We start from the raw sequence: 22305 nt of genomic DNA, 5'->3' as shown, positions 1-22305 counted from the left end.
GCCGGGTGGGGCGGTCTGCTAATCAGCCCATACCTACGGATCACACTAAAAGGCACAAACGGAACAGGCGAGCACGCTAGGCTGCTGCCCATGTCTGACCAGCATATTGACCCGGCGGGCAACACCCAGGCCTTCCGCGCGTTCGCGAACGCGCGCGAGCAGGAGGCCGTTGCCAAGCCCAAGAAGTCGCCCCTCATCCCCATCATCGTGGTCGTCGCCGCGGTCGTGATCGTCGGCGTAGCCGCCTTCCTGCTGCTCCAGTAGTCAGCCGACAGCATCACCCGCCGCGGAGCCGTGGCGGGTTTTCGTCGTTCCCGGGCGTGGCGCGGGAAGAACAGGGGGCGTGAGCGGGATCACTCTGGACCGCGCCGGGCAGCGCTTCTTACATTGGATCCAGCGTCCAATAAGCGCGCGACCTTCAGGAGGACCCGTGGGCGAGCCAGGACTGGTGATCGTCGGCTCCGGCTTCGCCGGCATCTGCATGGCCGTCAAGCTCAAGGAGGCCGGCTACCACGACTTCGTCATCCTGGAGAAGGCCGGCGAACTGGGCGGCACCTGGCGGGACAACACCTATCCGGGCTGCGCGTGCGACGTGCCCTCGCACATGTACTCCTACTCGTACGAGCTGAATCCGGACTGGTCGCGGATGTTCGCGCCGCGCGAGGAGATCCAGGACTACCTGCGCGCCTGCGCGGCCAAGTACGGCATCACCCCGCATCTCCGGTACGGCAAGGACGTCGTCGCGCTGGAGTACCACGACGGCCGCCGCGACTGGACGGTCACCACGCAGGACGGCGAGGTCCTGCGTACCAACGCGGTCGTCTCCGGTATAGGCGCCCTCCATATCCCGAAATTTCCGGAAATTGTGGGGCGGGAGTCCTTCACCGGCCCCGCCTTCCACTCCGCCGAATGGGACCACTCCGCCGACCTGACCGGCAAGCGCGTCGCCGTCATCGGCACCGGCGCCTCCGCCGTCCAGTTCGTCCCGCGGCTCGCCCCCGACGCCCGCCACCTGACCGTCTTCCAGCGCACCCCTCCCTGGGTCCACCCCAAGCCCGACTTCGCCTTCTCCCCCGCCGCCCGCCGGCTCCTGCGCCTGCCCGGCGCGGCGAGGACCCTGCGCGGCGGCATCTACTGGGCCCTGGAGAGCCGGGCGCTGGGCTTCGCGGTGGACCCGCGCCTGATGAAGGGCCACGAACGCCTCGCCCTGCGACACCTCGAAGCCCAGGTGCCCGACCCCGTCCTGCGCCGCGCCCTCACCCCGGACTACGTGATCGGCTGCAAGCGCATCCTCATCTCCAGCGACTACTATCCGGCCCTGACCAGGCCGAACGTCTCGCTGGTCACCGACGCGATCACCGAGATCCGGGAGCGTTCGATCGTGGACGCCGCCGGGGTGGAGCACGAGGCCGACGCGATCGTCTACGGCACCGGCTTCAAGGTGGTGGACGCGCTGACCGACCGGCACATCACCGGCAGGGACGGGCTGAGCGTCCAGGACGCCTGGAAGGGCGGCGTGGAGGCCTACCACGGCATCACCGCCTCGGGCTTCCCCAACCTGTTCTTCCTGCTCGGCCCCAACACCGGCCTCGGGCACAACTCGGTCGTGTTCATGATCGAGTCGCAGGTCAGGTACGTCATCGAGTGCCTGCGCCTGCTCTCCCGCACCGGGGCCAGGGCCCTGGACGTGCGGCCGCGGGCGCAGCGCGGCTACAACGACCGGCTGCGCGCCCGGCTCGACCCGCTGGTCTGGAGCGCGGGCGGCTGCCGGTCCTGGTACCTGGACGAGCACGGCGTGAACAGGACGCTCTGGCCGGGCTTCACCTTCGAGTACTGGGCGCGTACGCGGAGGGTGAAACCCGGCGCCTACGAGCTCATCTTCTAGAAGAGACCACCAGCGCGCTGCCGCCGCCGCGCCTGGTCGGCTCGGCCACGGCCTGGATCCGGTCCCGGCCCAGGAACTCCAGCGCGGTGGCCGCGCCGATCTCCGGGTTGGGCGCGAACGAGTGTCCCTTGGCCTCCAGCTCCGCCTGGTGCGCGGCGAGGAAGGCCGGCTCGGCCTGGGTCTGCGCGGTGTTGCGCTGCGTGGCGCGCGGCGCGGCCAGCGCTTCGGGCAGGCTCATCCCGAGCTCGTACCGGTTGACCAGGATCTGCAGCACGGTCGTGATGATGGTGGAGCCGCCGGGCGAACCGGCCGCCAGCACCGGCCTGCCGTGCTCGAAGACCAGCGTCGGGGCCATCGACGAGCGCGGGCGCTTGCCGGGCGCCGGCAGGTTCGGGTCGCCGGGCGCCGGGCCGAAGGTGAAGTCGGTCAGCTCGTTGTTGAGCAGCACCCCGCGCCCCGGCACCACGATGCCGTTGCCGCCGGTGGACTCGATGGTCAGGTTGTAGGCGATCACGTTGCCCCAGCGGTCGGCGACGACCAGGTGGGTGGTCTCGGGGCCCTCCTGCGCGGGCGGTGCCGCCTCGCCGGTCGGCCGGTCGCAGCGCTCGTAGCGGCCGTCGGGGTTGCCCGGCGCGGCCGGGTGGGCCATGGCCGTGTCGCCGACCAGGCAGGCCCGCTCCTTGGCGAAGCCGTCGGACAGCAGCTCCTTGAGCGGCACGCCGGGGATGTCGCCGACGTACTTGCCGCGGTCGGCGAAGGCCAGCCGGGACGCCTCCAGGTATTCGTGCAGGCCCACCTGCGGCAGGGCCTCCAGGATGTTGAGCGCCTCGCCGACCGTGGAGCCGCCGGAGGAGGGCGGGGCCATGCCGTACACGTCCATGCCCTTGTAGGAGATCTTGGTCGGCTCGCGGAGCAGCGCCCGGTAGGCGCGCAGGTCGGACAGCTCCATCAGGCCGGGGCGCACGTTACGGGTGCTGCCCGGGGTGACCGGCGGCCTCTTGACCGTGGCCACGATCTCCTGGCCGAGCCGGCCGCCGTACAGCCATTCGGGGCCGCGCCTGCCGAGCTCGCGGTAGGTGGCCGCCAGCTCCGGGTTCCTGAAGACGGACCCGACCGGCGGCGGGGCGCCGTTCGGCAGGTACAGCTTGGCCGTGGAGGTGATGTCCTTGAACCGGTCGGCGTTCTGGGCGGTCTGGTCGTGGAACGTCTGGTCGACCACGAAACCCTTGGAGGCCACCTCGATGGCCGGCTGGAGCGCCTGCTTGAGGGACATCGTCCCGAACCGGCGCAGGCCCAGGTCCCAGTTCGCGACCGTGCCCGGCACCCCCGCCGAGAGACCGCTGGTCACGCCCTCGTCGAAGGGGATGCCCTCCAGCGTGGTGGCGGTCATGGCGCGCGGCGCGGTCTCGCGGCCGTCGATGGAGAAGACCTTCCGCTGTCTGGCGTCGTAGTAGACCATGAAGCCGCCGCCGGCCAGGCCCGACGAGTACGGCTCCGTGACGCCGAGCACCGCGCCGGCGGCGACGGCGGCGTCCATGGCGTTGCCGCCCTTCCTGAGCACGGAGATGGCGGCCTTGCTGGCGTCGAGGTCGACCGTGGCGACCGCTCCGCCGTACCCCTCTGCGACGGGGACCTTCTGGGGCGGCGGCTGATGATGGGGCGGCCCGGCCAGCGCGACCTGCGCGGGCACGAGCGAGATGAGGACTGCTGCTGCGGGAATGAGCACACGGCGCATGATTCTCACCTTGGACCACATACCCCCATAGTGGTAGGGCCCCCTCACACGCAGGGGTGATGCGCTGGTCGGAGGGGTGATCTAGCGTGGGTGAGGTGCGCAGGAAGTACGGTTTCGATCCCTATCTCGCCCTGATCGTGGCGGTCGCCCAGATGGTCATCGGCAGGGGCGCCAGCTATGGGCAGCGCTCGTTCCGTGAGCCGCTCGTAGGCCCCTACCCGCATCTCCTGCTGCTGGTCGGCCCGCTCGCGCTCCTCGTCCACCGCCGTTTCCCGCTGCTCACCACCGCCGCCGCGCTCGCCGCGTGCGACCTGTTCCTGATCGGCGGGTACGCCTACGGCCCCAGCTTCATCAGCCCGGCGGTCATGCTGTTCCTGCTGGTCACCCGGGGCAAACGGTGGATGGCCTGGTTCATGGCGCTGATGACGCTGCTGTCCTTCCTGTCCTACGCCTGGCTCCTCGGCCGCCCCGACCTCTTCCACAGCGTGTGGGTGCTGACCGCGATCATGCTGCTGATGGTGGTCGGCGAGCTGGTCAGGATCGTCCGCGAACGGCGCATGGAGCAGGAGCGGATCGCCGAGGAGGAGGCCAGGCGGCAGGCCAGCGAGGAGCGTCTGACCATGGCCCAGGAGCTGCACGACGTGCTCGCGCACAACATCTCGCTGATCCACGTGCAGGCCTCCACCGCGCTCCACCTCATCGACGCCAACCCCGAGCAGGCCAGGACCGCGCTGGCCACGATCAAGACGGCCTCCAAGGAGGTGCTCGGCGAGATGCGCTCGGTGCTGAACGTGCTGCGCGAGGGCGCCCCGCGCTCCCCGACCGCCGGGCTCGACCGGCTCGACGAGCTGATCGAGCGCTCCGGGCTGCGGGTGTCGCTCAAGCGCGTGGGCTCCCGCCCGCTGCCGCCGCAGGTGGAACGGGCGGCGTACCGGATCGTGCAGGAGTCGCTCACCAACGCCGCCAGGTACGCGCCCGGCTCCGAGGTCGGCGTGCGCCTGGAGTACGGCGAGCGGGAGCTGGTCGTCCAGGTCTCCGACACGGGCGCCACCACCCCCGCCGTCCTGGCCGAGGCGGGCAGCGGCAACGGCATCCCCGGCATGCGCGAGCGGGCCTCCGCGCTCGGCGGCACACTGGTCGCCGGCCCTTCCGGCGGCGGGTTCCAGGTCCAGGCCCGGCTGCCACTACCCGACGAGGAGACCTCATGATCAACGTGCTGCTGGCGGACGACCAGGCGCTGGTCCGGGCAGGGTTCAAGGCGCTGCTCGACGCCCAGCCGGACATGACCGTGGTGGCCGAGGCCTCCGACGGCGCGGAGGCCGTCCGGCTGGCGGGCGAGCACCGGCCCGACGTCGTGCTGATGGACATCCGCATGCCCGGCACCGACGGCCTGACCGCCACCCGGCAGATGCCGCCGGGGCCGCACATCATCATCCTGACCACGTTCGAGCTGGACGAGTACGTCTTCGAGGCACTGCGCGGCGGCGCCAGCGGCTTCCTGGTCAAGGACACCGAGCCGGCCGAGCTGATCCAGGCGGTGCGGGTGGTGGCCGCCGGGGAGGCGCTGCTGTCGCCCAGCGTGACCCGGCGCCTGATCGCCGAGTACGCCTCCCGCGCCAAGGAGCCGCTCGCCGCCGACGGTCTCGACCAGCTCACCGACCGCGAACGTGAGGTGCTGGCCCTGGTCGGCACCGGGATGACCAACGACGAGATCGCGGCCAAGCTGTTCATGTCGCCGGCGACGGCGAAGACGCACGTGAGCCGGGCCATGATGAAACTGCACGCCCGCGACCGGGCCCAGCTCGTCGTCATCGCCTACGAGTCGGGCCTGGTCAAACCCGGCTGGCTGTGAGTCCTGGTCATCGGGCGGTGGCCAGGCCGAACCAGTCGCGGGCGGCCTCCTCGATCCCGTCCGCCCCGGCCCAGGCCACGTAGCCGTCGGGGCGGATCAGCAGCGTGTCGGCGGGCGGGTCGTCGCAGCGGGCCCTGACCACGTCGATCCAGTCGTCGCCGAGCAGCGCCGCGGAGCCGGCGCCGCCGCCCAGGTCGAGCAGGACGGGACGGGCCGCGCGCATCAGCTCGGCCACCCGCCCGCTGCCCTCCAGCACCAGATCGGGCACGAATCGCCCGACGACCGCCTCACCGTTGGATCCGTATTGGATGCCGGAGTCGTGCAGCAGTATGGCGAGGTGGCGGGCGGGCTCCGCGAAGGCGAACACCTCGCCGAGCAGCTCGCGCAGCGCCTCGCCGTCCTCGCCCTCGGCCCGGTCGATCGCGGACTGCGCCCGGCTGTGCAGGAGCGTGCGCTCGCCGATCGCCCTGCGCTCCGGCTCGTACGTGTCCAGCAACGTCTCCCGCACCCGCCCGCGCAGCACGGCGGCCAGCTTCCAGCCGAGGTTGACCGCGTCCGTCATGCCGACGTTGAGCGCCGAGCCGCCCGCGGGGAACAGGTGGGCGGCGTCCCCCGCCAGGAACACCCGGCCGGCCCGGTACCGCTCGGCCAGCCGGCCCTGCGCGACCGTACTCGACATCCAGATCGGCTCACCCAGCGGCACGTCCACGCCCAGCACGTCGCGGACGGCCGCGCGGAAGTCCGCCAGGCTCACCTCCTCCTCGGTGAACGCGCCGGGGGCCCGTACGCCGGCGATGAGCACGCCGTCCTGCAGCGAGGTGAGCAGCACGCGCCCGTTCGGCCGGCGGTTCCAGCCCGGTTCGAGGCCCTCGCCCTCCAGCGACTCGAAGACCTTGATGTCGGCCTTGAAGTGGCCGAACAGCAGCCCTTCAGCCTCGGTGGTGCCGGGGAAGGCGATCCCGGCCCGCTCGCGGACGACGCTGCGCGCCCCGTCGCAGCCGACCACGTACCGGGCCCTGATCGGACCGTCCCCGGTGTCGAGCGTCACCCCCTCCTCGTCCTGGGCGAAGTCGCGGACCTCGGACCCTCTTCTGATCTCGACGCCGAGCTCGCGCGCCCGCTCGGCCAGCAGCCGCTCCAGCCGGGGCTGCTGGATCAGCAGCAGCCGCAGCGGGACGTCGTCGATCCCGTCGAACCGCAGCGGCACCGCCCCGAACGGGAACCCGGGGGCCCGGCCCGAGAACGGGCTGCCCGCGCTGAAGCGATCGAGCAGCCCTCTGTGGTCGAGCACGTCGACGATCTGCCCGCCCAGCCCGTTGGCCTTGGGCAGTTCGCTCGCCTCGGCCCTCTTGTCCAGCACGATCGGGCGGGCTCCGGCCAGGCTCAGCTCGCACGCGAGCATCAGCCCCACCGGGCCCGCCCCCACGATCAGCACATCTTCCATGCCTGTCAGGCTAGATTGACAAAATCCGACGTGTCAATCTAGCCTGACAACCGTGGACGTAACAGAGCTGTCCGAGCGGATCAGGGCCAACGACCCGGCGATGGGCCTGCGTGCGGTCGGGGCGCTGCACCGGCTGGCCGAGCAGGTCGAGGCCGTCTCCGTGGCCGTGGCCAGGGAGCAGGGCTGGACCTGGGAGCAGATCGGCGACGCGCTCGGCATGTCACGGCAGTCGGTGCACGCCAAATACGGGAAGTGAGGGGATGACGATGTTCGGCAAGCAGAAGAGCCCCGTGTCGGTGATCATCAAGGGCGCGCTGGAGGAGGCCCAGCTGCGCGGCGACCGCCGGATGGGCACCGAGCACCTGCTGCTCGGCCTGCTCCACCACGAGGAGTCCGCCCGCACGCTGGGCGTGGACCTGGCCGCCGGCCGTGCGGCGCTCGTCGAGCTCGACCGGGCCTCGCTGCGCATGCTCGGCCTGGAGGTGGGCGACCTGCCCGAGCGGCCGCGCAAGCATCCGCGCGTCCCCGGCACGGCGCTCACGTCGAGCGCCCGCGCCGTGCTCAACGAGGCCATCAAGGCCACCACGATGAAGACGCGAGACGCGCAGGCGCCGCGCCACCTGATGCTCGGGCTGCTGGAGCGCAAACAGCCCGACCCGGCCGCGCAGGTCATCGACCAGCTCGGGATCGACCGGGCGGCCGTACGCAGCCGCATCGCTTGACGAAAATTGGTTGATCGGCGGGCCCGGCCGTTGAGAGGGTCGAAGGATGCGGCGCACGTACGAGGACCTGGTCCAAGAGGCCGAGCAGGTGTCCGTGGACGGCTGGGACTTCTCCTGGCTCGACGGGCGGGCCACCGAGGAGCGCCCCTCCTGGGGCTACTCCCGGCTGATCGGCGAGCGCATGGCCGGGGCCAGGGCCGCGCTCGACATCCAGACCGGCGGCGGCGAGATCCTGGCCGGTCTGCCCTCCCTGCCGCCGGTGACCGTGGCCACCGAGGGGTGGCCGCCCAACCTCAGGCTGGCCGCCTCCCGGCTGCGCCCGCGCGGCGCCCGGGTGGTGGCGAGCGACGAGGACGCCCGCCTGCCGTTCGCCGCCGGCACCTTCGACCTGGTGACCAGCCGACATCCGGTGAAAACCTGGTGGGAGGAGATCGCCCGCGTGCTGGAGCCCGGCGGGACCTACCTGTCCCAGCAGGTCGGGCCGCGCAGCGTGGCCGAGCTGTACGAATACTTCCTCGGGCCCCAGGGCGAGGGCCATCGTCAGCCCGACGACGCCGTGGCCGAGGCGGAGGCCGCCGGCCTGGAGGTCGTCGACCTGCGCTTCGAGCGGCTGCGGATGGAGTTCCGCGACATCGGGGCGGTGATCTACTTCCTGCGGAAGGTGATCTGGACCGTGCCCGGGTTCTCGGTCGAGCGCTACGCCGGCCGGCTGCGCGAGCTGCACGATCTGATCGAGGCGGAAGGGCCGTTCGTGGCCCACTCCGCCCGGTTCCTCATCGAGGCGAGGAGGCCCGATGGCCAGGCTGCGTGACGTGGTGGTCGACTGCCGGCATCCCGCCTCGCTGGCCCGGTTCTGGGCCGAGGCGCTCGACGGCTACGCGGTGGCGCCCTACGACGAGGCTGAGTTGCAGCGGCTGCGCGGCGAGGGGATCGAGGACCCGGAGGACGACCCGACCGTGCTGGTCGAGGGCGGGTCGCCGCGGCTGTGGTTCCAGCGGGTGCCGGAACGCAAGATCGTCAAGAACCGGCTCCACCTCGACCTGCGTGCCGACGACGTCGACGCGGAGATCGACCGGCTGATCGGGCTCGGGGCCGTGCTGCTCGACACCCACGACGACTGGGTCGTCCTGGCCGACCCCGAGGGCAACGAGTTCTGCCTGGCCTGACCCACCCGGCCACCGAGGCGCCGGGAGCCTCCGGCAAGGGCCGGGCAGCCGCGGGGCGGGCGATCGCGGGCATGAGGCCGCCCCCGTCCTGAGGACGAGGAGCCACGCCGCCGCCCTACCCCCGCTGTCGTACGCGCGGCTCCGCCGAACACTCCAGCGGGCGCAGCCGCGAGAGCGCCCGTGGTGCGATTCGCCGCGCCTGCTTCCGGCGGACCCTTGAGGTACACGTCAAGGAGGAGGAGACATGAACACGATCGCCACCTGGGGTCCGCACTGGGGTCCTGGCATCGGCTTCGCGCCGATCTTCCCCGCCGTCTGGGGCCTGTTCTGGATCGCCGTCATCGCGCTGGCCGTCACGGGCTGGCGCAGGGGCTGGTGGGGGCCGCGCCGCGGAGCCGCCGCCCACGCTCCCGGCGCGCCCGGCGGCTCCGCCACCGCGTCGGCCGAGCAGATCCTGGCCGAGCGGTACGCCCGCGGTGAGATGAGCGACGACGAGTACTTTGAGAAGATGTCCGTCCTCAGGGGCGGCTCCGCGTAACGCCGGCGGCAGTCCCGCCTGACGCCGACGGTGATGCCGTCTGACGCCGGCGGCGATGCGGCAGGACGCTGAGGACGCTGCGGCATAAACGTCACCTTGAGTGCGGCAACTGTCACTGGTCGTACCCATGGGCCCGCGTTAGGTTCCGGGTGATGGTCTCAAGGAAGTGGGGACGACAGATGCGGTCCATCACCAAGTTCTGCGGCCAGTGCAGCTGCGGTTGCCCGGAGCTGTTCGTCGACGCCACGGCGCCCGACGAGCGCCAGGTGATCATCGTCGACGACTTCGGTCAGCGCGTCGAGATGAGCCACGACCAGTTCGGCTCCATCGTGGAGGCCGCCAAGAGCGGGGCTCTGGACAGCCTGGCGCTCGTCCACTGAGCGCCCAGGCCGTCACACTGCTGGCGGGCGGGGTCGCCGCCGGCCTCGTCGCCGGCGCGGCCACGTGCACGGCCACGCAGGGCGGGCTCCTCATGGGTCTGGCCGACGGCCGTCACGGGCGGGACCGGGCGCTGGTGGGCTGGTTCCTGGCGGGGCGGCTGGTCTCGTACACGCTGGCGGGGGCGCTGCTCGGGCTGCTCGGCTCGGCCGTCAGCCTGCCGCCCCAGGCCCGGGCGGCGCTGCTCGTCGCGGCCGGGCTCACCGTGGCCGGCTTCGCCGTCAGGCTGCTGCGGCGCGGCCACGGAGTCTGCGCCGCACCGGAGCCGGCGGCTCCGTCCCGCTACCGGGCGCCCCTGCTGGGCGCGGCCACCGTCCTGCTGCCCTGCGGGGTGACTCTCAGCGTCGAGATGCTGGCGATCTCCAGCGGCTCGCCGCTGGCGGGAGCGGCGGCGATGGCGGGATTCGTGGCCGGCACCGCACCGGCGTTCGCACTGCTCGGCTACGTGCTGCGGCGCGTCTCGCGGACCCGGCTGGCCCGGCTGGCCGGGGTCGTGGCGCTCGCCGCCGGCCTCTGGACGGCCGGGTCCGGGATCAGCCTGGGCGGCTGGGCGGCCACCGCCGCCACACCCGCCCCCGCTCCCGTCGCCGCGGCGGAACCGGGCGCCGTGCCGTCGGTCACCGTGTGGGCGACGCGCGAGGGCTACCGGCCGGCCATGGTGGAGGCGCGGGCGGGCGAGCCCGTGGACGTGGTCTTCAAGCTGCTCGACCGCGGTTGCACCGGCACCGTCGTGATCGGCGGGCGCGACGTCTCCGTCCCCGCCACCGTACGCCTGCCGCCCCAGCCACCCGGCCTGCTGCGGTACGTGTGCGGAATGGGGATGTACGCGGGCTTCATCAACTTCTCCTAGTGCCTTCGGCGATTACGGTTCGCGATCGGGCGATCACGTGCCACTCTGTCGCCATGTCCTGGCAAGGAGAGGCGGCGGTGCCGGCCGTACCGGCGCCGCGCGCGGGAGACGTACCCGAGCTGCTGGCCGCCGCGCGGGCGGGTGACGCGCAGGCGGCGCACCGGCTCGGCCGGCTCTACGCCCAGCACGGCGACCGCGCGGCCGCCCGGATGTGGTGGGAGCGGGCCGCCGCCGGCGGCAGCGTCGACAGCGCGTACAACCTGGGCATCTGGCACGAGATGCACGGCAGCCTGGAGGACGCCGTCACCTGGTACGAGGCCGCGGCCAGCACCGGTGACGCCGAGGCCGCGACCAACCTGGCCACGCTCCTGCTGGAGCAGCGCGGCGACGCCGGCGCGGCCAGGGTCTGGTACGAGAGCGCGGCCGAGGCGGGCTCCAGGAGGGCCGCCCGCAGGCTGGCGCTGATGTGCGAGGACGCGGGCGAGCTGGGCCTGGCGCGCGAGTGGCACCGCAGGGCGGCCACGGACGGCGACGCCGCCTCCGCCCACGACCTGGGCTTCCTGGCCTACTGCGCGGGCGAGGAGGCGGAGACCGTGCGCTGGTGGGAGTGCGCGGCCAGGGGCGGGCACGCCGAGTCGGCCTACTACCTGGGCCTCTACCTGCACGCCTGCCGCGACCCCGAGGGGGCCGAGGCGTACTACCGGCTGGCGGCCAGGAGCGAGCATCCCGGCGCGGCCTCGAGGCTCGGCGGGATCGCGCTGACGCGGGGCGACCTGCGTACCGCGCGGGGCTGGTTCGAGCAGGCGGCCGGGGCGGGGCGGGCGGAGGACCAGCGGATGGCCGGGTTCGTCTGCGTGGAGCTGGGCGACACGGCGGCGGCCAGCCACTGGTTCGGCCGGGCCGCGGCCGGCGGGGACGCCGAGGCGGCCTTCAACTACGGCCTGCTGCTTATCGCCGAGTTCGGCGACCTGGCGGGCGGCCGGCACTGGTTCCGGCAGGCGGCGCGGGCGGGGCACCACGGTGCCGCCGTCGAGCTGGGCGGGCTGCTGTCGGTGGCCGGTGAGCACGGCGAGGCGCAGGAGTGGCTGTCGGACCCGCCGCCGCCCGCCTGGGACCGTCCGGCCGAGCCGGAGCTGACCGCCAGGGCGGAGCTGGCCGCGGCCGCCACCGCACGAGGAGGCGGCGTCCCGCTGGTCGCGGCGGAGCTCGCGGAGGTGCTCAGCACGTGGGACGTGGTGACCCGGCCGCTGCACGACCTGTCCGACGTGCTGGCCTGGCTGGCCGAGCGGAGCGGGGTGCACGAGAGCGCGGTCGAGCACCTGGCGTCCGTACGCGGCACGCTGGTACGGCCGGGCAGCGCGCCGTGGCCGAGCCCCGGCGAGCTGCAGCACGTCCTGACCACCGCCCGCGACCTGCGCCGCCGGCTGGGCCTGCACTAGCCGGCAGCCCCCGCCTGGACCGCACTCGGCCGGCAGCCGTCGCCGCCGGGCCTGCGACAGAGGGCAGGTCGCGGCGTCAGACGAACTCGGCGACCGGCGTGTACGGCAGCCCGAGCGCCTGGGCGACCGGCTCGTTGGTGAGCCGCCCGTCGTGCGTGTTGAGCCCGCCCGCGAGCCCGGCGTCCGCCTTGAGCGCGTCGCGCCAGCCCAGGTCGGCCAGCTTGACCGCGTACGGGAGGGTGGCGTTGGTCAGCGCGTAGGTGGAGGTGTTGGCCACCGAGCCCGGCATGTTGGCCACGCAGTAGAAGACCGACTCGTGCACCTTGTACGTCGGCTCGGCGTGCGTGGTCGGGCGCGAGTCCTCGAAGCAGCCGCCCTGGTCGATGGCGATGTCGACGAGCACGGAGCCCGGCTTCATCCGCGCGACCAGGTCGTTGGAGACCAGCGTCGGAGCCTTCGCGCCGGGGATGAGCACCGCGCCGATGACCAGGTCGGCCTGGAGGACCTCCTGCTCGATCGCGTACGAGGTGGAGACGAGCGTCTTGAGCCGGCCCTGGTAGACGGCGTCGATGAAGCGCAGCCGGTCGATGTTGGTGTCGAGGACGGTCACCTCGGCGCCCATGCCGACGGCGATCTGGGCGGCGTTCAGCCCGGAGACGCCGCCGCCGATCACGACCACCTTCGCCGGCGCCACGCCGGGGACGCCGCCGGGCAGGACGCCCCTGCCGCCGTTGAAGCGCATCAGGTTGTACGCGCCCACCTGCGGCGCCAGCCGTCCGGCGACCTCCGACATCGGGGCCAGCAGCGGCAGCGAGTGGCCGACCTGCACGGTCTCGTACGCGATGCCGGTGGTGCGCGCCTCCAGCAGCGCGTCCGTGCAGGGGCGGGAGGCGGCCAGGTGCAGGTACGTGAACAGCACCAGTCCCTCGCGCAGCCGGTGGTACTCCTCGGCGATGGGCTCCTTGACCTTGAGCACCATGTCGGCCTGCGCCCACACGGCGTCGGCACTGTCGAGGATCTTGGCACCGGCCGCGAGGTACTCCTCGTCCGGGATCTGCGAGCCCAGGCCCGCGCCCCGCTGGACGGTGACGTCGTGCCCGTGACGCACCAGCTCGTGCACGCCGGCCGGGGTGGCGGCGACACGATACTCGTGGTTCTTGACCTCGGCGGGAACGCCGATCTTCATTGCGGTGGATCCTTTCGGGAACCGGCACGCCGTCGTACCGGATTAAGGGGTGTCACAGCCGTGCCCACGCCTCGGTGAGCACGCCGCGGAGTATCGAGCCGATCTCGTCGAACTCCTTCTGGCCCGCGATCAGCGGCGGAGCCAGCTGGATGACGGGGTCGCCGCGGTCGTCGGCGCGGCAGTACAGGCCCGCGTCGAACAGCGCCTTGGACAGGAACCCGCGCAGCAGCCGCTCGGACTCGGCCGCGTCGAAGGTCTCCTTCGTGGTCTTGTCCTTGACCAGCTCGATGCCCCAGAAGTAGCCGGCGCCGCGCACGTCGCCGACGATCGGCAGGTCGCGCAGGTCGTCGAGGGTCTGGCGGAACACCGGCTCGTTCTTGGTGACGTGGCCGAGCAGGTCCTCGCGCTCGAAGATGTCGAGGTTGGCCAGGGCCACGGCCGAGGAGACGGGGTGCCCGCCGAAGGTGTAGCCGTGGGCGAACATGGTGTCGCCGTCCTTGAACGGCTCGAACAGCCGCTCGTGCGCGATCATGGCCCCGATGGGCGAGTAGCCGCTGGTCAGGCCCTTGGCGCAGGTGATGATGTCGGGGACGTAGTCGAACTTCTGGCCGCCGAACATGGTGCCCAGCCGGCCGAAGGCGCAGATGACCTCGTCGGAGACGAGCAGGACGTCGTACTCGTCGCAGATCTCGCGCAGGCGCTGGAAGTAACCGTCGGGGGGCGGGAAGCAGCCGCCGGCGTTCTGCACGGGCTCGGCGAAGACGGCGGCCACCGTGTCGGGGCCCTCCATCTCGATCGCGCGGGCCACCCGGTCGGCGGCCCAGATGCCGTACTCCTCGGGCGTCATGCCCTTGACGCCGGTGATCTCGTCGGCACGGTAGTGGTTGGTGTTGGGGACCCGCACGGATCCGGGCACCAGCGGCTCGAACATCTGCTTGAACGCCGGGATGCCGGTGATCGACAGCGCGCCCTGCGGGGTGCCGTGGTAGGCGATCTGGCGGCTGATGACCTTGTGCTTGAGCGGCTTGCCGACCAGCTTGTAGTACTGCTTGGCCAGCTTCCAGGCGGTCTCGACCGCCTCGCCGCCGCCGGTGGTGAAGAAGACGCGGTTCAGCTCGCCCGGGGTGTAGGAGGCCAGGCGCTGCGCCAGCTCGGCCGCCTTGGGGTGGGCGTAGGACCACAGCGGGAAGAACGCCAGCTCCTGGGCCTGCTTGGCGGCGGCCTCGGCCAGCTCCTGGCGGCCGTGGCCCACCTGGACCACGAAGAGCCCCGCCAGACCGTCGAGGTAGCGCTTGCCGTGGATGTCGTAGACGTAGGATCCCTCGCCCCGCACGATCGTCGGGATCTCGGACGTGTCGTAGGCGCTGTGCCTGGTGAAGTGCAACCACAGGTTGTCCTGCGCGGCCTTGAGGACGTCGTGTTCCGGCTGCGTCATGGTTATCTTCCCTCGTGTCTGAACTTCCCACAGTCTGCCTGCTCACGGGCACCTTGCCAAGCGAATCGGTCGCAGCACTATGCAAGAAAATCGAGATCCGCAGAACCCCTTTGTAACGGCAACGAAATCCGCAGGTACATTGACGCACGTGGTCCCGCCTGCCGGATCCCGTTTCCGCAGCGCAGGGCCCGTTGTGATGCAATGAGACAAACTGCTGTTAACTCCTGTGAACAACTGTGCACTGTTGAGAACGACCCCCGGGGGACCCTCCGTGACTCCTGATCAGATCGAGAGCGCCGTCTCCGCCGCGATGCCCCAGGCCATCGAGGAGCTGAGACGGTTCGCCGCCATACCATCCGTGGCCTTTCCCGGTCATCCGGAGGAGCCCGTCTTCGCCGCCGCCTCCATGACGGAGGAACTGCTGCGCTCCACCGGGCTGCCGCGGGTGCAGCAGGTGCCCGTCGACGGCAGCTTTCCCGCCGTCTTCGGCGAGGCGCCGGCGCCTCCCGGCATGCCCACCGTCCTGCTCTACGCGCACTACGACGTGCAGCCGGCGGGGGACCCGGCCGCATGGCGTACGCCGCCGTTCGAGCCGACGCTGATCGACGGCCGCCTGTACGGGCGGGGCTGCGCCGACGACAAGTCGGGCGTCATCTCCCACGTCACGGCCCTGCGCGCCTTCCAGGGGCGGTTCCCCGTGGGCATCAAGGTGATCATCGAGGGCCAGGAGGAATACGCCGGCGACCGGCTGGAGGCGTTCGTCGAGCGCAACCCCGACCTGCTGCGGGCCGACGCCGTCGTGGTGGCCGACACCGGCAACCCGCGCGTGGGCGACCCGGCGGTCACGACGTCGCTGCGCGGCATGGCCGGGTTCACCGTCGAGGTCCGTACGCTGCGGGAGGCCGTCCACAGCGGCTCCTTCGGCGGCGCGGCGCCCGACGCGCTGGCGGCGCTGATGCGCATGCTCACCTCGCTGCACGACGACAACGGCGACATCCGGGTGCCCGGCCTGCCGCGCGGCTCCTTCCTCGGCCACGGGCCGTCGGAGGAGGAGTTCAGGAGGACGGCCGGGGTCGTCGACGGGGTGTCGCTGGTGGGCTCGGGCTCGCTGGCCGACCGGCTCTGGTCGTCGTACGCGATCACCGTCACCGGCCTCGACGTGCCGACGGTGTCCGGGGCGATCAACGCCGTCCAGCCCGCCGCCAGGGCGCGGGTGACCGTGCGCGTGCCTCCGGCCGGCGACCCGAAGACGACGGTGAACGCCATCGTGGAGTTCCTGCGGCAGGTGGCGCCCTGGGGCGTGCAGGTGTCGTTCGGCGACTTCACGGTCGGCTCCGGCTTCCAGGCCGACTCGGGCGGCAAGGCCCGCGCGGCGCTCAACCGGGCCATGGAGCGCGCCTTCGGCCGCCCGCCGCGCGACGTGGGCGCGGGCGGGTCGATCCCGCTGGTCAGCACGCTGCTCAAGCAGTTCCCCGCGGCGGAGATCCTGCTGTTCGGGGCCGAGGACGAGGAGGCGGCCATCCACGCCCCCAACGAGCGGGTCGATCTGGAGGAGCTGCGCAAGGTGGCGACCACCGAGGCGCTCTTCCTGAACGAGCTGAGCCTTCCTTCGGCCCTGGGCGTGTAGCTCCGGGCGGTTTCAGCCGGCGTGGGGGGCGTTGTGCGGCGGCTCAGCAGGTGTGCGGGGCGGGGAGGCGGCCGGCGAAGAAGGCCACGGGGGTGACGCCCATCAGGCGGCGGAACTCGGCCGCCATGTGCGACTGGTCGTAGTAGCCGCTCGCCACCGCCACCTGCGCCCACCCCTGGCGGCGCCGTCCGCCCCGCGCCAGCACTTCGCGTACGCGGCCGATGCGTTCGAAGCGCTTGGGCGGCAGGCCGACGCCGTCCTCGAACAGGCCGCGCAGGTGCCGCTCGCTGACGGCCAGCCGCCGGGCGATGGCGGGAACCGGCTCACGCCTACCCGTCCGCCCGTCCAGGGCCTCGGCGGCGGCCCGTACCAGCTCGCCCCGGGTCTCGTCCCCGGCGGACCTGCGCTCGATCCGCTCGGCCAGCGCCGCACCGAGCCGGGCGAGAACACGCCGGGGATCACGCCCGGCCGCCGTCAGCGCATCCGTCAGTGCCGCCGTCGAGCCGTCCCACAGCTCCTCCAGGCCGGCCACCCGGTCGACCAGCTCGCTCACCGGCACACCGAGCAGGGGCCGGGCGGCGCCGGGACGCAGGCGCAGCCGCAGGCAGAACGGCAGGTCCTTGCCGACGTGGTACGAGGCCCGGGTGCGCGGCCCGATCACCAGCAGGTCACCCCGCCCGGCGGGCGTCGTACGGAAGATCAGGCTGGTGCCGGCGTCGGGAAGGTGCACGAGGGGCTGAGCGGGCCCGCGGCCGTCCGCCACCAGGACGGTCACCTCGCTCACCAGCCCGCTCAGACTCTCCGGCACTGTCACCTCGGCGCTCATTCCCCTCACGCTATCCGCCCGCCGAGGCGGCCGAGTGTGCCGAAACTTCCTATAAGGGCTGGTGGGCCGGCGGGCACGCTGGTCGGCATGATTCTGGTAACGGGTGCCACGGGCACCGTCGGCAGTGAGCTGGTCCGGTCGCTGGCGGCTCGCGGTGAGCGGGTGCGGGCGATGACGCGGGAGCCGTCGAAGATCGTGTTTCCCGGTGTCGAGGTGGTACGGGGGGACTTCCAGGAGCCCGGTTCCCTGGCCGAGGCGGTGCGCGGCGCCGAGAGCGTCTTCCTGCTCAGCGCGCCGGGCCCCTGGGTGGTGCAGCACGACGAGGCGATGCTCGCGGCGGCCCGGTCCGCCGGGGCGCGGAAGGTGGTGAAGGTGTCGGCCATCGGCACCGGCGAGCGGGCGGGCGCCAGGGTCGGCGACTGGCATCTGCCCGGCGAGGAGGCGCTGCGGGCGAGCGACCTGGAGTGGGCGGCGCTGCGGCCGTCCAGCTTCGCCTCCAACGCGCTGGGCTGGGCGCCGCGGATCCTGGCGGGCGAGCCGATCCCCAACATGAGCGGCGACGGCAGGCAGGGCGTCATCGATCCGCTGGACGTGGCCGAGGTCGCGGTGCGGGCGCTGACGTCGTCGGAGGAGAGCGTGCGGGGTGTGCTCACGCTGACCGGGCCCGAGTTGCTCAGCGTCCCCGACATGGTGAAGGTGCTGGAGGAGACGGTCGGGGGGCGGGCGCCGGCGACGGTCGACGTGCCGTTGGAGACGTACCGTGAGCAGTTGCTCGGGGCCGGGGTCGGCGCGGACTTCGCGGAGATCGCGGTCAACGGGGCCAGGCTGGTGGCGGAGGGCGGCAACGCCCGGCTCACGCAGGACGTGGAGCTGGCGCTGGGACGCCCGCCGCGCGCCTTCCGCACCTGGGCCCACGACCATCGCGCCGCCTTCACCGGCTGATCCCACCAGCTGATTCCACGGGCTGAATCCACCGGCGTCCGGTCAGGCGCTCCAGTCGACGAGCGACAGCAGGCGTTCGGCCTGTTCGCGGTCGGTGGTGGCCAGGGTGATGCCTCTGACCAGCGTGAGCAGGTCGCGTACGTCCAGATCGGCCCGGACGAGGCCGGCCTGTCTGGCCTCCTCCAGCAACATGGAGGCGGCCTCGATCATGGTGCGGTGCCAGGCGGCGTGCAGGGCCGTGTCGTCCGTCGCGGCCAGGGCCAGATCGCGCTTGGTGGTCAGGTGGTCCATGAACAGCCGCAGCCACGCGTGCAGCGCCTCCCCGGGAGGCCCGGCCGCCCGCAGTTCCTCCGCGCTGGTGCGGAGCTGGGCCACCTCGTCGGCGTAGACGGCGGCCAGCAGGTCGGAACGGGTCGGGAAATGCCGGTACATCGTGGCGTTCCCGACCCCGGCGCGCCGGGCGACCTCGTCCATCGGCGCGTCGGCGCCGCGCTCGGCGAACACGTGGGCGGCCGCGGCCAGCAGCAGGTCGCGGTTGCGCTGCGCGTCCGCCCGCAGAGGACGTGGCATCGTGCTCCTTGCTAAGTGGGGACTTCCCCGTTTAGTGTAGCGGCGACACCGAAACGGGGAGTTCCCCACTTAGCCGAGGAGCACATCAGGATGACGACCGCGGGAGAGGTACATCGACGGATCGTCGAGCTCTACCCCCAACTGCTCGCCACCGGGCAGATGGACGAAGCGCTCGCCCTCATCGACCCCGACGTGATCGACCACCGGGGCGGAGCCGCGGGAGACCACCACGGGTTGCGGGCGTGGCGGGAGAAGTGGGAGCTGATGAGATCGGGCGAGACGGGCTTCCACGACCTGTCGGTCACGGTCGAACAGAACGTCTCGGACGAGGAGAGGTCGGCCAACGTCTACCTCAGCCGGGGCACCCACACCGCCTCAGGCCGCCGGTACGAGGTGCGCGGCCTGGACATGATCCGCGTACGGGACGGCAGGATCGTCGAACACTGGGCCGTCATGGACGCGACGGCCAGACGTCATCAGCTCGGGCTGGATGATCGACGGCGCGATCAGTAGTCGACGGCGCGCCGGTGCACGAGCCGCAGCCCCGCCTCCACCAGCACCCAGCCCAGACGCTTCTCCAGCCCGCGGACCAGCGAATCGTCCCTGTCCGGACGGCACTGGCGCTGACGCGCGGCCTCCGCCCGCAGCTCCCGGCCCCTCGCCCGTTCGACATACAGATATAGGTCCGGATACATCCCTGCCCCTCCTCCACAACGTTCGAGTAAGTCCTACGCACGGAACGGGAAGCCGTTCGCGTGCACGGCCACGTTCTCCCGCCCCTCCGTGTCGCCCGCCTCGCGGGCCGCGAGCCCATGCCGCCGCCACCGCACCACGACCTCGTCCAGCTCCTCCTTCAGCCGCTCCAGCTCGGCAGGCGTGAGCCGGAGCAGGTATTCGGAGGCGAAGGCCGCGCCGCGCCAGTCGGCGGGCCAGGCCTGCTTCTCGTCGAGGTAGCGCTCGTAGAGCTCGCTGCGCTGGCGCGCGTAGACCCGCGAGACGGCGGTGTGCACGGCGGCGCGCTCGGGCGCGTCGAAGTCCTCGTCCTTGGTGGTGATGACCGTGGACACCGGCTGCCACCAGCGCTCCCTGGCGTCCCCGCTGCGCCCCTCCGCCTCCTCGATGATGCCGTGGGCGGCCAGCTTGCGCAGGTGGTAGCTGACCAGCGACACGGCTTCGTCGACCTGGTCGGCGAGCTGTGAGGCGGTGGCCGTGCCCGCGACGGAGAGCGCGCGGTAGAGCTGGATGCGCAGCGGATGGCCGAGGGCCTTGAGCGTGTCGAGGTCCTTGACGCGGTGGGTCTTCTCGGTGGGCGCCATGACACCACCATAGAAGCGAAAATAAATTTGCGCAAATAAAATTTCGCATCTGCGCGGCCGTGCGGCGCCGCTCCGGCGGCCGCCGGACAGGTCAGGGCAGCCCAGGATGGCTCATGGGATGGGTGAGGCGGTTACCTGACGGGGAGGTCGTAGACCCGGCGCACGCTGCTGCCCAGCGTGGCCACGTTCGCGCCGTAGACGTGCAGCGACACACCGACCTCGTCGCTCGTGTTGCGCACCTTGTGGATGTCCCCGGGCGGTGCGAACCCGCTGACCTCCCCCGGACGGTTGTCGGCCCGGCCGATCTCCACGAGGTGGTCGCCCTTGTCCCGGTAGAGGGTCTCGTGCTCGATCCCGCTGAGGATGCCGAACGTGCACCACGACACGTGGTCGTGGATCACCGTGTCCTGGCCCGGCCGCCAGACGACGGCCACGATCGAGAAGTCCTCCTCGGCGTGCAGCACGTGGGAGACGTACCCGTCGGGTGAGCCCGCGCGCTCCTGCGGGGTGAGGATGTCGAGGGCGGGAAGGTGCTCGCGCAGGAACGCGGCCACGGCCAGCGCGCTCTCGCGGCGGCCGAGCCGGCGGGCGGCGATGCTGGACACGCCGTGCACCAGGACGTCCAGTCCGGGTCGGACGGTCGTGGTGGCCAGGTTCATGGGCTTCTCCCTGGAGCTGCAGCGGTTCTTTCCTTCTCTCCCTACGCTCCTCCGTTCCGACCGATAGGTCCAACAGAAGTTCTCTGGCTGATCGATAGATATGATTGATGAATGCTCGACGTCGTACGCCTCCGCGTCCTCGTCGCGGTGGCCCGCAAGGGCTCGCTGACCGCGGCGGCCAAGGAGCTGCACTACTCCCAGCCCTCGGTCAGCCATCACCTGGCCAGGCTGGAGGCCGAGACCGGGGCCAAGCTCGTCCAGCGCGCCGGGCGCGGCATCAGGCTCACCGAGGCGGGCCGGCTGCTGGCCGAGCGGGCCGCGGAGATCATCGGCCGGCTCGACGCCACCGCCGAGGAGCTGGCCGCGCACGTGGGGCTGCGTTCCGGCCGGGTGCGGCTGGCCGCCTTCCCCTCGGCGCTGGGCACGTTCATCCCGAAGGCGGCCCGGCTGCTGGCCGGCGCGCACCCCGGGCTGCGGCTGCAGCTCACCGAGACCGAGCCGCCCGAGGCGCTGCGGCTGCTGCGCGCCGGGCGGGTGGACGTGGCGGTGATGTTCCGCTACGACGACACCGCGCCCGAGGACAACGGCATCCACATGGTCCACCTCCTTGACGATCCCAGCTACCTGGTGTCCAGCGCACCGCCCGGCGAGCTCGCCGGGCACGCCGAGTCGTCCTGGATCACCGGGTGCGACCGGTGCCGGAGCCATCTGCTCGACATCTGCGACAAGGCGGGGTTCGAGCCGCGCATCTCGTTCACCAGCGACGACATCGTCGCCGTGCAGGCGCTGGTGGCGGCCGGGCTGGGGCTGACCATGCTGCCGGGGCTCGCGCTCACCGCGCACCGCCATCCGGAGGTGGAGGTCGCCCGGGTGCCCGGTTCGACCAGGCACGTGTACGCCGCCGTCTACGGCGAGCCGCCCCACCCGCCCGCCGTCGAAGCGCTCCTGTCGGCGCTCACGGAAAGCCTTTGACGCCGCATTTACGATGGCCCCATGCCGGAAATCACGACACTCGCCGTCTTCTGCGTGGCCACGCTCGGGTTGCTCATCGTGCCCGGGCCCGCGGTGCTCTACATCGTCACCAGGAGCGTCGCCCAAGGCCGGTCCGCGGGCCTGATCTCCGTGCTCGGCGTGCACACCGGCTCCCTCGTCCACGTGGCCGCGGCGGCGCTGGGCATCAGCGCCCTGATCTCGGCCTCGGCCACCGCGTTCACCGTGGTCAAGTACGCGGGCGTGGCCTACCTGCTCTGGCTCGGCGTACGCAAGCTGATGCGCCGGGGCGACGGCGGCGAGGTGATCGAGCTCAAGGTCCAGTCGAAGCGGCGGCTGTTCTGGGAGGGGTTCGTGGTCAACGTGCTCAACCCCAAGACCGCCATCTTCTTCCTCGCGTTCCTGCCGCAGTTCGTGCATCCCGCGGCCGGGCCCATCGCGGCGCAGATCCTCCTGCTCGGCGCGGTGTGGATCCTGCTCGGGATGGCCTCCGACGGCACGTACGCGATGCTCGCCTCGGCCCTGGCCGGCCGGGTCCGCCAGTCGGTCCGCGCACGGCGGCGGCTGGACGTCGGGAGCGGGCTCGTGTACCTCGGGCTGGCGGCGTGGCTCACAACCGAGAAGGCATGACAAGCCGGGAAATTTCCTGGCCATAGTGCGATAGTGAGATGGGATCAGGCACTGA

Annotated in this window: 26 protein-coding genes; 17 read left to right on the top strand and 9 right to left on the bottom strand. The window is 72.0% G+C overall.

What is annotated here, in order from left to right:
- The first annotated feature begins 90 nt into the window (after positions 1 to 90).
- Complete coding sequence (locus tag B0I32_RS57545; RefSeq protein WP_181307189.1) at positions 91 to 264, top strand: hypothetical protein; 174 nt, start codon at positions 91 to 93, stop codon at positions 262 to 264.
- A 166-nt stretch (positions 265 to 430) separates the two neighbouring features.
- A complete protein-coding gene (locus tag B0I32_RS09540) occupies positions 431 to 1885 on the top strand; it encodes a flavin-containing monooxygenase (RefSeq protein ID WP_106236830.1) in 1455 nt (484 codons plus the stop codon).
- On the opposite strand, the gene B0I32_RS09535 is transcribed toward B0I32_RS09540, so the two are convergent.
- Positions 1875 to 3620, bottom strand: coding sequence for a gamma-glutamyltransferase family protein (locus B0I32_RS09535; RefSeq protein WP_106237084.1), 1746 nt, complete (start codon positions 3618 to 3620; stop codon positions 1875 to 1877). The two genes, B0I32_RS09540 and B0I32_RS09535, sit on opposite strands and share 11 nt — an antisense overlap.
- A gap of 95 nt (positions 3621 to 3715) precedes the next feature.
- Between B0I32_RS09535 and B0I32_RS09530 the strand changes: the two genes are divergently transcribed.
- Positions 3716 to 4828, top strand: coding sequence for a sensor histidine kinase (locus B0I32_RS09530; protein WP_106237082.1), 1113 nt, complete (start codon positions 3716 to 3718; stop codon positions 4826 to 4828).
- On the top strand, positions 4825 to 5472 hold the full coding sequence (locus tag B0I32_RS09525; RefSeq protein ID WP_106236829.1) for a response regulator transcription factor: 648 nt from the start codon (positions 4825 to 4827) through the stop codon (positions 5470 to 5472). The genes B0I32_RS09530 and B0I32_RS09525 overlap by 4 nt, the downstream gene beginning before the upstream one ends.
- Before the next feature lie 7 nt (positions 5473 to 5479).
- Here B0I32_RS09525 and B0I32_RS09520 read toward each other — a convergent pair whose 3' ends face one another.
- Positions 5480 to 6916, bottom strand: coding sequence for an FAD-dependent monooxygenase (locus B0I32_RS09520; protein ID WP_106236827.1), 1437 nt, complete (start codon positions 6914 to 6916; stop codon positions 5480 to 5482).
- Between the two features lie 52 nt (positions 6917 to 6968).
- On the opposite strand from B0I32_RS09520, the gene B0I32_RS09515 reads away from it, so the two are divergent.
- From B0I32_RS09515 to B0I32_RS09480, 8 genes are all read left to right on the top strand, one after another.
- Positions 6969 to 7172 (top strand): hypothetical protein, encoded by a 204-nt coding sequence (locus B0I32_RS09515; RefSeq protein ID WP_181307187.1) that lies wholly within the window; start codon positions 6969 to 6971, stop codon positions 7170 to 7172.
- Positions 7173 to 7176: 4 nt separating this feature from the next.
- Positions 7177 to 7638: a Clp protease N-terminal domain-containing protein gene (locus B0I32_RS09510; RefSeq protein WP_245955701.1), complete on the top strand. Its 462-nt coding sequence runs from the start codon at positions 7177 to 7179 to the stop codon at positions 7636 to 7638.
- A 46-nt stretch (positions 7639 to 7684) separates the two neighbouring features.
- Entirely contained in the window at positions 7685 to 8449 is a 765-nt protein-coding gene (locus B0I32_RS09505; protein WP_106236826.1) for a class I SAM-dependent methyltransferase, read from the top strand.
- The gene (locus tag B0I32_RS09500; RefSeq protein ID WP_106236824.1) at positions 8433 to 8804 is read left to right on the top strand and encodes a VOC family protein; all 372 of its coding nucleotides are present in this window, start codon (positions 8433 to 8435) and stop codon (positions 8802 to 8804) included. Before B0I32_RS09505 ends, B0I32_RS09500 begins: the two co-directional genes overlap by 17 nt.
- Positions 8805 to 9048: 244 nt before the next feature.
- Positions 9049 to 9342, top strand: coding sequence for an SHOCT domain-containing protein (locus B0I32_RS09495; RefSeq protein WP_106236823.1), 294 nt, complete (start codon positions 9049 to 9051; stop codon positions 9340 to 9342).
- A 179-nt stretch (positions 9343 to 9521) separates the two neighbouring features.
- On the top strand, positions 9522 to 9722 hold the full coding sequence (locus B0I32_RS59695; protein ID WP_106236821.1) for a hypothetical protein: 201 nt from the start codon (positions 9522 to 9524) through the stop codon (positions 9720 to 9722).
- Entirely contained in the window at positions 9719 to 10630 is a 912-nt protein-coding gene (locus tag B0I32_RS09485; RefSeq protein ID WP_281262585.1) for an urease accessory protein UreH domain-containing protein, read from the top strand. The genes B0I32_RS59695 and B0I32_RS09485 overlap by 4 nt, the downstream gene beginning before the upstream one ends.
- 53 nt (positions 10631 to 10683) lie before the next feature.
- Positions 10684 to 12069 carry a tetratricopeptide repeat protein gene (locus tag B0I32_RS09480; RefSeq protein ID WP_106236819.1) on the top strand — a complete coding sequence of 462 codons (1386 nt, stop codon included), beginning with the start codon at positions 10684 to 10686 and terminating at the stop codon, positions 12067 to 12069.
- Between the two features lie 76 nt (positions 12070 to 12145).
- Here B0I32_RS09480 and ald read toward each other — a convergent pair whose 3' ends face one another.
- The gene (gene ald / locus B0I32_RS09475; protein WP_106236818.1) at positions 12146 to 13255 is read right to left on the bottom strand and encodes an alanine dehydrogenase; all 1110 of its coding nucleotides are present in this window, start codon (positions 13253 to 13255) and stop codon (positions 12146 to 12148) included.
- Between the two features lie 52 nt (positions 13256 to 13307).
- A complete protein-coding gene (locus tag B0I32_RS09470) occupies positions 13308 to 14690 on the bottom strand; it encodes an aspartate aminotransferase family protein (RefSeq protein ID WP_106236816.1) in 1383 nt (460 codons plus the stop codon).
- 271 nt (positions 14691 to 14961) lie between these two features.
- On the opposite strand from B0I32_RS09470, the gene B0I32_RS09465 reads away from it, so the two are divergent.
- Positions 14962 to 16317 carry a dipeptidase gene (locus tag B0I32_RS09465; RefSeq protein ID WP_106236814.1) on the top strand — a complete coding sequence of 452 codons (1356 nt, stop codon included), beginning with the start codon at positions 14962 to 14964 and terminating at the stop codon, positions 16315 to 16317.
- 43 nt (positions 16318 to 16360) lie between these two features.
- Here B0I32_RS09465 and B0I32_RS09460 read toward each other — a convergent pair whose 3' ends face one another.
- Positions 16361 to 17143, bottom strand: a complete 783-nt coding sequence (locus B0I32_RS09460) for a helix-turn-helix domain-containing protein (RefSeq protein ID WP_106236812.1) — start codon at positions 17141 to 17143, stop codon at positions 16361 to 16363.
- An 87-nt stretch (positions 17144 to 17230) separates the two neighbouring features.
- On the opposite strand from B0I32_RS09460, the gene B0I32_RS09455 reads away from it, so the two are divergent.
- Positions 17231 to 18085 carry an NAD(P)H-binding protein gene (locus tag B0I32_RS09455; protein ID WP_106236810.1) on the top strand — a complete coding sequence of 285 codons (855 nt, stop codon included), beginning with the start codon at positions 17231 to 17233 and terminating at the stop codon, positions 18083 to 18085.
- Positions 18086 to 18127: 42 nt separating this feature from the next.
- Here B0I32_RS09455 and B0I32_RS09450 read toward each other — a convergent pair whose 3' ends face one another.
- A complete protein-coding gene (locus tag B0I32_RS09450; protein WP_106236808.1) occupies positions 18128 to 18655 on the bottom strand; it encodes a TetR/AcrR family transcriptional regulator in 528 nt (175 codons plus the stop codon).
- Between the two features lie 90 nt (positions 18656 to 18745).
- Here B0I32_RS09450 and B0I32_RS09445 point away from each other — a divergent pair, with 90 nt between their 5' ends.
- Positions 18746 to 19168, top strand: a complete 423-nt coding sequence (locus B0I32_RS09445; RefSeq protein ID WP_106236806.1) for an ester cyclase — start codon at positions 18746 to 18748, stop codon at positions 19166 to 19168.
- Here B0I32_RS09445 and B0I32_RS09440 read toward each other — a convergent pair.
- The 3 genes from B0I32_RS09440 to B0I32_RS09430 form a co-directional block, all read right to left on the bottom strand.
- On the bottom strand, positions 19162 to 19350 hold the full coding sequence (locus B0I32_RS09440; RefSeq protein WP_106236804.1) for a hypothetical protein: 189 nt from the start codon (positions 19348 to 19350) through the stop codon (positions 19162 to 19164). The genes B0I32_RS09445 and B0I32_RS09440 overlap by 7 nt on opposite strands.
- 33 nt (positions 19351 to 19383) lie before the next feature.
- Positions 19384 to 19971 (bottom strand): winged helix-turn-helix domain-containing protein, encoded by a 588-nt coding sequence (locus B0I32_RS09435; RefSeq protein WP_106236803.1) that lies wholly within the window; start codon positions 19969 to 19971, stop codon positions 19384 to 19386.
- Positions 19972 to 20102: 131 nt separating this feature from the next.
- Complete coding sequence (locus tag B0I32_RS09430) at positions 20103 to 20630, bottom strand: cysteine dioxygenase family protein (RefSeq protein WP_106236802.1); 528 nt, start codon at positions 20628 to 20630, stop codon at positions 20103 to 20105.
- A gap of 111 nt (positions 20631 to 20741) precedes the next feature.
- Between B0I32_RS09430 and B0I32_RS09425 the strand changes: the two genes are divergently transcribed.
- Both B0I32_RS09425 and B0I32_RS09420 read left to right on the top strand, forming a co-directional pair.
- Positions 20742 to 21602 carry a LysR family transcriptional regulator gene (locus B0I32_RS09425; RefSeq protein WP_106236800.1) on the top strand — a complete coding sequence of 287 codons (861 nt, stop codon included), beginning with the start codon at positions 20742 to 20744 and terminating at the stop codon, positions 21600 to 21602.
- 21 nt (positions 21603 to 21623) lie between these two features.
- Positions 21624 to 22250 carry a LysE family translocator gene (locus B0I32_RS09420; RefSeq protein WP_106236799.1) on the top strand — a complete coding sequence of 209 codons (627 nt, stop codon included), beginning with the start codon at positions 21624 to 21626 and terminating at the stop codon, positions 22248 to 22250.
- Positions 22251 to 22305 lie beyond the last annotated feature (55 nt).

It is taken from the genome of Nonomuraea fuscirosea (assembly GCF_003001935.1).
Taxonomy (GTDB): Bacteria; Actinomycetota; Actinomycetes; order Streptosporangiales; family Streptosporangiaceae; genus Nonomuraea; species Nonomuraea fuscirosea.
Note: the sequence above shows the minus strand (reverse complement) of the source record. Positions and strands in the feature narration are given on the sequence as shown.